Here is a 13,582-nt window from a genome sequence, read left to right on the forward strand (position 1 = left end):
ATGAGCAGACCCGTACGACGATGGTATATGGCTGTGCTGGCCGGCTGTCTGAGCGTTTCCCTATTATGGCCGGCTGCAGGCCGCAGCGAAGCGGCTGCAAGCCAGACACTGCCTTACCAGGATATCGGTACAAGTTACGCCAGAGATGCAATCCTGAACCTGTATAAGAATCAGCTCATGAACGGGACCGGAGCAGATACGTTCTCGCCCCTCCAGCCCATGACAAGAGCAGAATTCACAGCGGTGCTTACCCGTATGCTGAAACTGAAACCTGTAGCATCGGTGATTCCTTCGTTCCGTGACGTACACAGCAGCAGCTGGTATTACGGAACAGTCGAAGCAGCTTCTCAGCTCGACCTGGTATCGGGAACAGGTGACCGTCTGTTTGCCCCGGCTGCACCACTCAGCAGGCAGGAAGCAGCCGTCCTGATTAACAGAATCTTTGCCCCGGGCCGGACGGGCACCTCCGAGGATTATACGGATCAAAATCATATTGCCGGTTGGGCGCGGTCGGCAGCAGGTGTAGTCCATGACCTTGGGCTGATGACGGGGGACAGCGGAAAGTTTCGTCCGACCGACTCGCTCACCCGCCAGGAAGCCGCTGTACTGCTGAACCGTATCTGGCTGCATGAAGGATGGTCCAGTCAGTTTACAGCAGCGTTGCAGCCAGGAATCCAGATGGGATGGCAGTACGGGCAGACGACTTCGCAATATAAACAGTCCGTCCAGTCCTCCATGATTAATACGCTATCGCCGCGCTGGCTCTATGTTGAGCAGGACGGAACCCTTCAGAATTATAGTGACTCCACCCTGGTGACATGGGCTCACCAGCAGAACAAGCGCATATGGGCTATGGTTGGCAATCACTCTAATCAGGCAGCAACACATACATTCCTGTCGAATACAGCGATCCGTCAGGCGGCAGTCAGCCGTCTGACGGCAGCGGCGTCCAGTTATCAGCTGGACGGTCTGAATATCGATTTTGAGAACGTGGCGCCCGTCGACCGCTCCAGTATGACCCTGTTCGTTTCCGAGCTGGCAGCTGCACTCCACCGTTCCGGCAAAATGTTGTCCGTAAACGTGTCACCCGATCTTGGCACGGACTGGACAGCTGCCTTTGATTATCAGGCGCTGGGCCAAGCGGCGGATTATGTGATACTCATGGGCTATGACGAGCACTGGTCAGGCCGGATGGACCCCGGGCCGGTCGCGTCTCTCTCCTGGGTCAGCCTAGGGCTGGATCGGCTGCAGAAGCAGGTCCGCTCCAGCAAGATCATACTGGCGATGCCTTTTTATAACCGCAACTGGACCCTGAACGCAGATGGTTCAACCGCCAGTTCCAGTGATATCACCCTTGGAGAACAGGCAGCCCTGTTTAAAAAGATGAATCTTTCCGCTGTCTGGGACAGCTCAACCGGCGGTTATACCACTCAATACTGGAATGGCGTGCAGCATAAGCTGTGGCTGGAAGACAGCCGCTCCCTGACTCTGAAATACCGGAATGCGCTTGAACGCGGAACTGCCGGATTCGCCTACTGGTACAACGGCGGAGAGACGCCGGATATCTGGAGTGCTCTAAGCAATGCACAGCGCTGGAACTCATATCATTTTTAATTATGATCGGTTCATACATTAAGCTGCTCCATTTGGAGCGGCTTTTTTATAATTGATTTAACAGCTCTTTAATCTCAAACTCGCCGTCCCGGGCCGTCACGATATACAGTTCATCAAAACCTTCGTAATAGCTTGGTATGGTCAGCTTGCCCAGCGTACTGCGAATACCAATCTCAGGGATCTTCTCCCTGCCTGTTCGTTTGTTGTTCCTTTCCAGGGAAACTTCAGCATCCGGCTCGAAGTAATAACCGATCACACGAAAACGGGCTGCCCTGGCCTTCTGGATATACTTCTGCCGCTCCTCCACAGTCGGATTCGTATTATCGACAACGAACGGCTGCCGTGCAGCCAGCGAAGCTTCCAGATAAATCTGTTCCCTGTGACGCGTCTTCAGCATATCAAGGTTAATTCTCATATGAGTCCTGAAGAAGCGCTCCTTATAAAAGGTGGATTTGCCTGACGCCTGAATCCCGATCAGAATGACACACTCCATGATTCCTCATCCTTTTAAGAGCTGTACCCAGCCCGTTATTCGATCTACAAGAAAATCCCCAAAAACTTAAAATTTATAGTACAATATAAAAACTACATAATCCAGTGCTGCTTTACAGCTTTAGCGAGTTGTTGCGCCGCACAAGCATATTACAGTTGAAAGGGATGTACATCATGAGTTCACTAGCAAAAGTAAGCAAGTTTGTCGGCGGCACCTTCTCCGTATGGGTAATCGTATTTGCCTGTCTCGGTTTCCTGATGCCCCATCTTTTCCTTGGATTGAAAGGCTATATCTCCCTTTTCCTCGGGATTGTCATGTTCGGAATGGGACTTACTCTGTCCTCTGCTGATTTCCGTGAAGTTTTCCGACGTCCTATGGATGTAGCCATCGGGGTGGTCGGCCATTATATCATTATGCCGCTTCTCGCCTTTGGTCTGGCCAAAATTCTGCAGCTTCCGCCAGATATTGCGGTTGGCGTCATTCTCGTCGGCTGCTGTCCCAGCGGTACGTCTTCGAATGTCATGACTCTGCTCGCCAAAGGGGATGTTGCTCTCGGCGTCTCCATTGCCTCTGTCTCCACGCTGATTGCTCCTCTGGCCACACCGGCCATGATCAGCCTGCTCGCAGGACAATGGATGGACATTGATGCAGGCTTATTGATTAAAGATATTGTTACGGTAGTCATTATGCCGATTGTGCTTGGGGTCATCGTCAAGGCCTTGTTTAAGAAACAGGCTGAGGCGAGTGTTCCGGTGCTGCCTCTCGTATCAACCGCGGCCATCGTACTGATTGTTGCCATTGTCGTCGCCGGCAGCCGCTCCAAAATTTTGGACAGCGGGCTGCTAATATTCGCGGTGGTTGTTCTGCATAATGGACTGGGTTATCTGCTCGGGTACCTGTTCGCCAGACTATTCCGCATGGACCTCAGCAAACGCAAAGCCATTATGTTCGAGACAGGTATGCAGAATTCCGGACTCGGAGCAGCCCTCGCTGCAGCTCACTTTAATCCGGTAGCCGCTGTTCCCAGCGCAATTTTTAGTGTATGGCACAATATTTCCGGTTCTGCACTGGCGACCTTCTTCGCACGCCGCAGTGAACAGAATCGCTGAAGCAGCAGCCAATGAGACTGACCTTATAGTACTTGTTCTGCACCAAGCCTGGTGTCCCCTAACGGGACGCCAGGCTTTTGCAGCTTCTCTATCCCTTAGAGGTGACAGATGGAGAAGCCTGGAACAGCCTCTGGGCAGTCTCCATAAAGAGATGTACAGCCTTCGACGCCTCCTTTAATGAAGGGACAGCCATACTGAGCTCCCGGCTCACCTCGGGCTGCAGATGCCGGATAACCAGTCCGGGGTTGAGGTGGGTTAGGGACAGCTGCGGAAGCATCGAGATCCCCATGCCTTCCCCGATCATGTTCAGCACCGTCTCAATGTTATAGACAGAATGCACCATATTCAAAGCCGTTCCACGCTTGCGGAACAGCTCCATAATCTGCGCCTTGTAGCCGCCCCTGCAGATCATCATGGGACGTCCGCCCAGGTCTTCAATATCAATGGAAATCCTGCTTGCCAGTACGTCATCCTCACGCATCACCAGCACCATCTGATCCGTGAACAGCGGTACCGTCTCCATATCCTCTTCAGGATCAAACACGATTCCTACATCTACCCTGCGCGAACGAATCCAGTGACGCACCTCCTCAATCGATCCTTCATGCAGAATCAGATTAAGATTCGGATAATGCTGTCTGAAATAGACCATAATTCTTGGCATGAAATGAGCAGCCGCACTGGGAAAAGCACCCACGGTGATCGAACCCTGCTGCATTCCACGCTCCGCCGCAGCAATCTGGTTAATATTCTCGACTCTCCGCAAAATCTCCCGCATCTGCACGAGAACCTCCTGACCCACGGCGGTGAATAAAATACCTTTTTTACGGTCCCGCTGTATGAGAGGAACCCCCAGTTCTGTCTCCAGGCTCGTTATTGCATGGCTCGCTGCCGGCTGCGTGATATTCAGCAGCTTGGCTGCCTTCGTAAAGCTGCCGGTCTCTGCAATATGGACCAGAATTTCGTAGCGATTGATTGTCATAAGTTTATATAATGCTCCTCATGAAATATATTCATTTTATTTATGCTGATTTTTAATTTATCATAAAGAAGTTCTGTTAACCAGGAGTTACTCGGGAATACAATTGGATAAGGAGAGATTCGTATGTTAAATAAATATCCTGCCGCACGGGTTCCGCTCATGCTGGGCTTCCTGATCGTCGTATGGGGGCTCAATTGGCCGCTGTCCAAGCTGGCGCTTCATTATACGCCACCCCTTTTGTTCGCAGGGATACGGACACTGATTGGCGGATTGGTCCTGCTGCTGTTCGCACTCCGCAAGCGTGAACAGCTCCGCTTCCGCCAAAATTGGCCGCTGTATCTGATTTCTGCCCTATTAAATATTGTGTGCTTCTATGGGCTGCAGACGGTCGGACTCGGATACCTGCCGTCAGGGCTTTTCTCATCAATCGTTTTTCTGCAGCCGGTCCTGCTTGGACTGTTCTCCTGGCTGTGGCTGGGTGAAGCGATGTACAGCATGAAGGTGGCCGGACTGGTTCTCGGCTTTGTAGGTGTAGCCACGATCAGTGCAGGTGCCATCTCGCAGCATGTCTCCACGATTGGAGTTGTACTTGCGCTTGGGACAGCAGTCAGCTGGGCTTTCGGAGCCGTCTATATGAAGAAAACCTCGCATAAGGTAGATTCCACCTGGATGGTCTGCCTCCAGCTTCTGATGGGAGGCGCACTGCTGACGGCTGCCGGTTCGGCTACGGAATCATGGGCCGGCATTCAATGGACAGGCTCCTTCGTTGGCGACCTGCTGTTCATCGCCGTCTTCGTCATCGCTTTTGGGTGGCTGACTTATTTTATCCTTATGGGTTCAGGTGAAGCCAGCAAGGTTGGTTCTTTCACCTTCCTCATTCCGCTGGTGTCCATTTTCGGCAGCTCCCTGATGATGGGAGAACCTATCACCGTGAATCTGGTAGTCGGTCTGCTTCTTGTTCTCGTCAGCATCTGTCTGGTGAATATCAAGCCGCGTGCCCTGAAGACGGTATCATAACATACCGCAATTACTTTGCTGCCTGATCCGTTGAATGCAAAAAATACCCGCCGTCCTAAGGGACAGCGGGTATTTTATCATGCAGGTTTACCATGCATAAGCTTCAGGAGCAGGCTTGCCTGGTCCCGGGAAGATCTCATCCAGCTTCTGAAGCGCTGATTCGTCCAGCTGAACCTCCGGTACACGGAGGGCATCCTCCAATTGTTCAATCGTGCGCGGACCAATAATCGGGGCGGTCACTGCCGGGTTAGAGAGCACCCATGCCAATGCCACCACATCCTGCGGTTCACCCAGTTCCTTGCAGAGCTTGTCAAAGGCTTCGAGCTGACTGCGGTGCTGATCGATCTTCTCCTTGGAGCGGGCACTGCGTGAACCTGAACCCGACAGGGCGTTGCGGCCCAGCAATCCGCCCGACAACGGGCTCCACGGAATGACACCAAGTCCCAGCTCCTGTGCCGCCGGAAGAACCTCCAGCTCGGGTGTACGTTCCATCAGGTTATACAGATGCTGTTCAGATACCAGACCGAGGAAATGGCGAGCCTTGGCTTCGGCCTGGGCAACCGCAATGTGCCATCCGGCAAAGTTACTGGAACCGATGTAATCAATCCGGCCCTGCTTGACAAAAGTCTCGAATGCACCCCATAGTTCATCCCAGGACACATTGCGGTCCACATGGTGCATCTGGTACAGCTCAATATGATCGGTCTGCAGACGTTCCAGGGATGCTTCCAGATGGCGTCTGATTTTGTAAGCTGACAGTCCACGCGGACCATTCGGCCCATCTGCTTCATTCTGCATGTCCCCATACACCTTGGTGGCCAGAACCACCTTCTCGCGCCGGCCTCCACCCTGCTTGAACCAGCGTCCGATGATCTCCTCCGTCCAACCCGCACGCTCTTTGCCGCCATATACATTGGCCGTATCGAAGAAATTAATGCCGGCATCCAGCGCAGCATCCATGATCCGGAAAGCATCCTTCTCCTCTGTCTCCGGACCAAAATTCATCGTTCCAAGGCACAACCGACTCACCTTTAAACCTGATTTACCCAAATAGGAATACTGCATGCGGTTACCTCCCAGTTTCATATGCTGACATACTTTAAGAGTTATTACCCTATTCTGCTGCAAATGATTGCCTGGTAAGCGAAAAATATGGTTGAAATCTCACGCACATCTTATAATCCGTTTTCCCGTTATTTTATAATCCTTCCGATATCGCCCCATGCTTGCGTTCGACTAGATCTTTCACCAGCATGTAGGCATCAGACTCTGTCAGTTCGTTCTTGTTCTTCAAGGTGTTTAGTGTCTCAATAGTCATCGTACCGCGCTGCTCCAGCCAGTAGAGCGCCATCGGCTTGCTGAGCACTGCCCCTTCTCCGGCCGCCAGAATGTCGGCAGCATCCTGGAGGGTGATCGGCTTTTGTCCGTACTTCACTTCCATTGTCTTGAATACAGCAGGATCCTTTATCGCCAGTGAAGCCGGATACTGTCTCATCACCGCCCGCAGGTAGTTTATAAAATGAATGCCGGTAGTCGGTTTGGAATAGCTGTCCTCCAATGCATCATTGCGATAGCCGCCGATCGCTATTCCGAGCCGTACAGCTAATTTGAGTCCTGCATATTGTTCGTCCTTCATATAATCCTGTTCTTTGACGGTAAAAGACTTCAAATCCATCCCCTGCTTGTTGGCCAGCTGCTGGATCTTCTCAATCTTCTCCTTCGAGCGTGCCAGCTCTCTGAATGTCATATCCGAATGAATTGCAATACCTGCCGCAATTCCGGCTGCCTGGCCTTCGGCCATACCGACCGGTATAATCCGTGCACTGCTGTGCGCCAGCGAGTCATAACTGGCCGAACGGCCGACCACCAGCAGGCCGTCCATCTGTGCAGGAACCAGGCTCCGGAACGGAATTGCATACTTGACTGGCGCCAGCGTCACATGACCGGCATCCCCGGGCCCTGTCGACTGGTTGTCCGCCGGATAGGAGCCCAGTGCAATGCGGTCCCATTGATCCCGGTTTTCCAGCAGATCCGTTATATTCAGACGATACAGCCCCTTCATATGGCGCGTCTCCCGTACATACAGCTCCGGTGCAACTTCTCCCAGCTGCACGTCAGCAAACTCGGGATACTTTTGCTTCAAATCTGCCAGAATCAGCGGCAGCTCCTTCTGGGCGCTCGCCCGTCCGTTCTTCACAGATACCGGATTAAAAGGATCAACGAACATCAAAAGGGAGTTTACCAGCACCTTATTTCCCATTTCACGCCCTATGTTAAACCCGCGCACCTTCAGCCGCAGCGGCTGATTCGGCTTGTAGTCCTTCATATCTTTTAATCCCCATGCTGAGTTATTATTCGCCCCCGTACCGGCGTCCCCATCCTTATTCAGGCGGCTGCGAAGCTTATGCCATACGTCGGGTGTCACATTCGTCAGCTGGAAAACGAGGGTCGGCGCCATAGCCTGATGGTTATAACCAAGGTCTTCTTTGCCATAGGTGAATCCTACACCGGCCTGATAAGCAAAATCGGCGTCCTGTTCGGCATCAATGACTTCTTTCGCTTGAATATGACGAACTCCGCCGTTCAATCCGGTTAATTTCACGCCGGATACCCGTTTTCCCTTTCTATCTCCCTCTTCCCGAACAACAACAGGTGAGACTGCCTTCACGTTCATGACGAGGCTAAGATTAGGTTCTTTCTGAACAAGCTGGTAAAAAGCGTTAGCCGCTTGATTCACGTCAAACGAATCTCCGTCCAGCCTCTTGTACCATTCGGAGAACAGCCCCTTATTCAGCACACGATGTCCCGGTTTGGAATGATCATAGTTCATATCCAGCGTGTTCAGCCAGCCCTCCGTCATAAGCCCACCCAGCACAGTGCGGTCCCTCCGGGGTTCAATGAGCAGGGTTTTCAGGTTATTGCGGGCCGCCGATACGGCTGCAGCCACACCTTCCGGATCTGTTCCGATGACAACGACATCATACTCCGGCTTGACCTGCTCGACTGGAGTCTGCAGTTTCACTGTCGGCAGAAGGGCGGGTGACGGTTCATCATGGTGATCAGGCTGAAAATATAAAAAACAGGCCGCTGCAGCCCCGCTGCACAGAATAACAGCTGCTGCCGCCAGAATGTTCCGTTTACGGGTAAATACTTTGTTTTTGTTCTTAAACATAAGGAAACTCCAATCCTATCTTCTCTATAAGTTAGCACCTTTTCCAGTATATACATCCAGGGTAGCATGAAGTTTTACAATTCGTAACTATACCAATACAAGATTGTCATATTTTTAAAGATAAACATTGTCATATCCTGCAAGTCTTTCTATAGTCTAGCACGCAGCACGTACAGAATCGAATACCCGCAGAGCAGTGAGGGGCCTCCACAACAAAAAAGCCTCTCCTCCACGAAAGGCTGAAAGGCAGTCAAGGCAGTAATACCTCTTATTTGGTGAAGATTTTCACTTCTTTAGGTCCTAAGGTTACCGTGACTGAGCCATTGTTCATCTGCACGGAGTCTGTCCCCGGCTGGTTGCGCAGGACGGTACCATTCAACAGATTATCAAAATTACTGATGGTCCGGGTGGTCGATGACCAGCTAATCGAGATGATTTATGATTCCTTGAAAATCACCCCCGTGCCATGGGCCGGGGGCGCTGTTATTGGAGTTAAAGCCTCCATAATTATCGTTAGTAGTATCACCGTTGCTGAAACGGTCTGTCATAATAAGATAGATACTCTGCTTGCCCCAATCGGTAGCTGTAAGGGGGGTGGAGCTTGGAGCTCCGGAAGTAATACTTCCGAGCGCTCCATTAACTCCAGGGGTAAAGGTAGAAATACCGGTATTGAAGAAATAGTTTTTCGAATTGTTATTGTCCCATGTGCCGCTGCCGTTGTTGAATACCGCTTCCAGCTGTGTGCTCGAGCCGATATTGATTGTAATTTTGGCATAACCGGGATAAGCCGCCTCGGCTGCCGGCATCGCTGTACCCGGGACCGTTGTCCATGTTCCGCCTGCAGGACGGTAATGGATGTATGGCGTCGTGAAGCCTTTCTTGTAGTAAATCGTGACACTGTTGCCGGAAGCCGTATCGGTCGTAACACTCAGCGCCGCACTGGCAGCCGAGATATTACCCGCCGCATCATAAGCTTTAACCGTGTACGTATATTTGGTTCCGGCTGTAAGTCCGGAGTTGGTATAGCTTGAAGATGCCGTTGTGGCTATTTTGGCACCATCACGCCAGATCTCATAACCGGTCACGCCCACATTATCTGTGGATGCACTCCAGCTCAGGGAAACCGAATTACTTGTCTTGGCTGCAAGCGCCAAATTGGCCGGAACACTCGGTGCGGATGTATCACCGGTTGAGGCTCCCTGCGGTGCTCCTTGTGTGACCGTCCCGGGTGCTCCATTCGCGCCAGGTGTAAAGGTCCACGTACCGATGCCGAAGAAATAATTTTTCGAATTGTTATTGTCCCATGTCCCGCTGCCGTTGTTAAATACCGCTTCGAGCTGGGTACTGGAGCCGATGTTAATCGTGCTTTTCGCATAGCCTGGATAAGCGGCTTCCGCTGCCGGCATGGCCACGCCAGGTGCCGTCGTCCATGTGCCCCCTACCGGACTGTAGTGAATGTAAGGAGTGCTGAAGCCTTTTTTATAATAGATGGTCACGCTGTTGCTGCCCGGATTCGGATTTGTTACCGGTGCAGCATGACTGATTACATATGTTTTGAAGTTGTTCATATCCCCTGTCGGCGATCCGTCGCTGTTCACCAGATTGGCCAGCCGCAGGAGGGTGAATCCGTTGTAATTCCATTTGGTAATTTTCTCTTCAATCTTCTGGAAGTTACCGGTAGCCAGCGCATTCTCGCCATTAAGCCGCACACCCTTGGCATTGGCTATGGAAGATACCGTATCCACCAGGGTGGAAGGCAGCGAGTAATTCGGTGAAGTACCGGAATCATACATTTCCAGTGCAGTGAAGGTCAGATCCAGATTGTTATCCTTGAACTTCTGGATCAGGCGGTTGTAATCATAGTAGCCAGCCGCATGTTCAGCACTGTGAGGTGCCGACGGATTGTTCATCTGCCAGTGGATACCGGCAATCTTGGCACCGATCCGCACACCGAACACAGAATCGAATTTGCTGTGTGCCGCTGCTGCAATCGTCGTCAGATGGTTCTCCAGCACGCTCTGGTACCAGGAGAGAAAATCTTTTCCGTAAGCGGAGTTGTAACCGCCCGTGGAATAAAAGCTGTCCCCATCACTTGGCGGGTTGATCTGGCTCACATTCGCAAGTGAAAGTCCCCAAGCCTGGTTCACCCCGTTCAGAGAACCATACTTGCTGATCATTGCATTACGGAAGGCTGTTTTGGCGGCCTCGGTGTAGACCTGGAATTTACCGCGGGCGGGATAACTCCAGCCTGCTGACTGATAATAGGAAGGATATCGCAGTTCCCCGGAAGGACCGCCGCTGAGGTAGATCTTGCTGATTAAGCCTTTGTAGGAAGCAAAATTAGAAGCAAAGGATGCATACAGCTCATTGTACTGGGTGCTGATTCCGCTCCAGAATGGTGAAATGGCTTCACCGTTCACATAACCGGTTTCACTCTTGAACTTCATTTCATCCGCGCTGCCCTTGCTCCACAGCCAGGATGGAAGAGGAATATTGCAGTCATCCCCAGGGTTCCCCCCGCAGGCATGCGTGGACAGAATTGGAACCCATTTCAATCCGGATTCACTTACTGCATTGGCATACGTCTTGTAATAACTCCAGTCAAACTGATTGTCCCCTGCAGCTTCCACATCACCCCACCAAATATCGGTGGTCAGGGCATATACCCCATTGCTCTTGAGCGTTGCAAGCTGTTTCTTGAATGCAGTCCAATCTGTAATTTTGTTTAATGGAGCCATGACAGACACCTGGAAATCCGAAGCGACATCTGCACTCGCTTTGGCAGCATAAGAACCGAAGAACGCCGTAATGAGCAGAGTAACACCCAGCATCAGATGGCTGGCTTTCTTCCATATTGAACGACCTGTAAGCAAATAATCACCCTCTCGTTTGGTATGATTTCATCCCTTTTACCCAGCAGTCCGGCAGGCCTTCACCTCCTAGATTCATTTGTTGAGTAAGCGTTTACAAATACTAATCTAAAGTTTTTCCAGCAATTTGGTAACGTCTTGTATTGTTGTCCAAGGTGGATTATTTTGACATTTCCGCTCGAAGGTCTCCCATCCATAAAAAGACCTTCCAGCAGCAACACCACTGGAAGGTCTTTCATCATCATTTGCGCTTCGGCAGAAGCTTCACATATTGGTCCGACAGCTTCATCAGACTCATGACATAATCATAATCCTTGCGGTAAGGTTCCAAATTCGTGACAGGCTGGCGGGTTTTCAGGGATACTGCCGAGCCGTCTTCGAAACCTTCACCGGGAATAAACAGAATATCGTCGTTGAAGAACGACCCGGAAGGCAGATAGTAACGCATTCCAAATACATTATGATCGATGTTCAGCAAATCATGACCGAAGGCTGTAAATTTCTCATTCTTGAGCGAGACTCCCAGCAGATTCGCTAAGGTCGGCATAATATCGAGCTGTCCGCCTGTACGGTTGATCACCTTGCCCTCCTTCTGGCCGGGAAGATGAATAACGAGAGGAATGTTAAAGCGGTCCAGATGATCGTCATAATTCATATTCAGCGTCTCGTTTAGAGCGGCTGGATCTGTATCCTTCGGTAATCCAAAATGGTCGCCGTACGCTACCAGAACGGTGTTATCCCACATTCCGTTATCTTTCAGCTTCTGAATCAACGTTCCCAGAGCATAATCGGTATAATTCTGGGCTGTCAGGTAGTCACCTGTCAGCGTACCATCCAGTCCGGCAGGCATCTTCATGCGCTTGCGATCATCCGGAATGCGGAACGGCGCATGACTGGATACCGTGACGAACTGGGCATAAAATGGCTTACGCTGGTCCTGCAGTGCTCTAAGCTTCTCGACACCAACCCGGTACAGCTCTTCATCCGAGGCGCCAAAATCGTTAAAATGATCGTTGGTATAATTCGGCTTATCATAATATTGGTCAAAACCAAGTGCCGGGTACAGCTTGATGCGGTCCCAGAATGTCACATCGTTCACATGGAACGTATTCGTCTCGTAGCTGCTCCGTTCCAGCAGCTTGGGCAGGCTTGGCAGCTGACGGTCCCCGAATCCGGTGGACATCGCGATATTCCCGCGAGGATAAATCGATGTATTCGACATGAACTCGGCATCTGAAGTATTCCCTTGGCCGATCTGCTGGTATATATTCGGGAAATACAAGCTTTCCTTCACCAACTGATTCAGTACAGGCGTAATCTCCTGGTTGTCCACTTTGCGGTTAATCATGAAGTTCTGGAAGGCTTCCATCTGGACGACGATGACATTTTTGCCTTCAGCCTGTCCAAAATACAATGGGTTACCCTGTCCTGATTTCTCCTGATATTTGTACGTGGATTGCAGCTTCTGTACATCCTGTATGATCTTCTGGATATTGCCGGCGGCAATCTCTCTGTCCTCCTTATTCTCCCGAAGAACAGAAGCGATCTGATAATCCAGGAAGCCGACATTTTCAGCCTGGACAAGCTCATTCTCAATATTCCCGCCCTGAATAATATAACGGATGGATACGAGCAGACTGATCACAAGAATGACGGAGACAGCTATTTTGTTAACCGGCCTGCGGCCAGCGCGCATACTGCGGCCCCGAATCCGGCTGACTACCCAGATCACCGCCATGATCAGCACATCCAGGAAAAAGAGGAAGTATTCCGGCCGGATCAAGGAATTAACAGTGCCGCGGATCTGCGGGACCTGGTTCAATTCACCCAGCGCCGTGTAGGTCGGTATCGATCCATAATGTTCGTTGAATAACGTAGCAGCGAACAGCAGCAGCGAGAAAATCAGGTTGAACGCCCAGTAAGAGGGCCCCTTCCATCGTGCGGGTACGAGCAGCTCAATGATACTCATCAGAACCAGAACGGCCAGCCCGTCGGCAAGCAGGTGCGTCCACTTGATTTCGTTGAAAAAGAAGACCCGGAGCAGAATCATTTTTAGCAGCAGCAGGACAAACACGGTATAATACAGCGTCCGCATATAACTGCGGCTGTGGTTGGAGAAATTCATCATTAACGTTCACTTCCAATGTAAAAATTTTGCTAAAAAACTGCCTGCATCCCGCTATTATAGCATCTTCAGCCGATAGTTTCTAACACTGCGTTAACAAACCCGCCTGCCAATATGATGTAAAATAAAAAGAGCCGCTGCTATAGCTGCAGGGCTCTCGACCAGGTTTAGCACCAGCACTAGACCCGTAAAGGACTATG

Annotated in this window: 9 protein-coding genes; 3 read left to right on the plus strand and 6 right to left on the minus strand. The window is 51.1% G+C overall.

Annotation, left to right across the window (positions count from 1 at the left end; translation table 11 throughout):
* The gene (locus Q5741_RS04295; RefSeq protein ID WP_305022831.1) at window positions 1-1,614 is read left to right on the plus strand and encodes an S-layer homology domain-containing protein; all 1,614 of its coding nucleotides are present in this window, start codon (window positions 1-3) and stop codon (window positions 1,612-1,614) included.
* A gap of 46 nt (window positions 1,615-1,660) precedes the next feature.
* Here the strand turns inward: Q5741_RS04295 and Q5741_RS04300 are convergent, their stop codons facing one another.
* Window positions 1,661-2,107 carry an ATP-binding protein gene (locus Q5741_RS04300; RefSeq protein ID WP_305022832.1) on the minus strand — a complete coding sequence of 149 codons (447 nt, stop codon included), beginning with the start codon at window positions 2,105-2,107 and terminating at the stop codon, window positions 1,661-1,663.
* Window positions 2,108-2,280: 173 nt separating this feature from the next.
* Between Q5741_RS04300 and Q5741_RS04305 the strand changes: the two genes are divergently transcribed.
* Entirely contained in the window at window positions 2,281-3,216 is a 936-nt protein-coding gene (locus Q5741_RS04305) for a bile acid:sodium symporter family protein (protein ID WP_305022833.1), read from the plus strand.
* Window positions 3,217-3,304: 88 nt separating this feature from the next.
* Here Q5741_RS04305 and Q5741_RS04310 read toward each other — a convergent pair whose 3' ends face one another.
* Entirely contained in the window at window positions 3,305-4,198 is an 894-nt protein-coding gene (locus tag Q5741_RS04310; RefSeq protein WP_305022834.1) for a LysR family transcriptional regulator, read from the minus strand.
* A gap of 123 nt (window positions 4,199-4,321) precedes the next feature.
* Between Q5741_RS04310 and Q5741_RS04315 the strand changes: the two genes are divergently transcribed.
* On the plus strand, window positions 4,322-5,215 hold the full coding sequence (locus Q5741_RS04315; RefSeq protein WP_305022835.1) for a DMT family transporter: 894 nt from the start codon (window positions 4,322-4,324) through the stop codon (window positions 5,213-5,215).
* A gap of 87 nt (window positions 5,216-5,302) precedes the next feature.
* On the opposite strand, the gene Q5741_RS04320 is transcribed toward Q5741_RS04315, so the two are convergent.
* The 4 genes from Q5741_RS04320 to Q5741_RS04335 all read right to left on the minus strand — a co-directional run bounded on the left by Q5741_RS04320 (window position 5,303) and on the right by Q5741_RS04335 (window position 13,382).
* Window positions 5,303-6,280 (minus strand): aldo/keto reductase, encoded by a 978-nt coding sequence (locus tag Q5741_RS04320; protein WP_305022836.1) that lies wholly within the window; start codon window positions 6,278-6,280, stop codon window positions 5,303-5,305.
* 133 nt (window positions 6,281-6,413) lie between these two features.
* Entirely contained in the window at window positions 6,414-8,387 is a 1,974-nt protein-coding gene (locus Q5741_RS04325; RefSeq protein WP_305022837.1) for an FAD-dependent oxidoreductase, read from the minus strand.
* Between the two features lie 422 nt (window positions 8,388-8,809).
* Window positions 8,810-11,218: a family 14 glycosylhydrolase gene (locus tag Q5741_RS04330; protein ID WP_407074320.1), complete on the minus strand. Its 2,409-nt coding sequence runs from the start codon at window positions 11,216-11,218 to the stop codon at window positions 8,810-8,812.
* A 280-nt stretch (window positions 11,219-11,498) separates the two neighbouring features.
* Window positions 11,499-13,382, minus strand: a complete 1,884-nt coding sequence (locus Q5741_RS04335; protein WP_305022838.1) for an LTA synthase family protein — start codon at window positions 13,380-13,382, stop codon at window positions 11,499-11,501.
* Window positions 13,383-13,582: the final 200 nt, after the last annotated feature.

Source organism: Paenibacillus lacisoli (genome assembly GCF_030580655.1).
In the GTDB taxonomy this organism is placed as follows: domain Bacteria; phylum Bacillota; class Bacilli; order Paenibacillales; family Paenibacillaceae; genus Paenibacillus; species Paenibacillus lacisoli.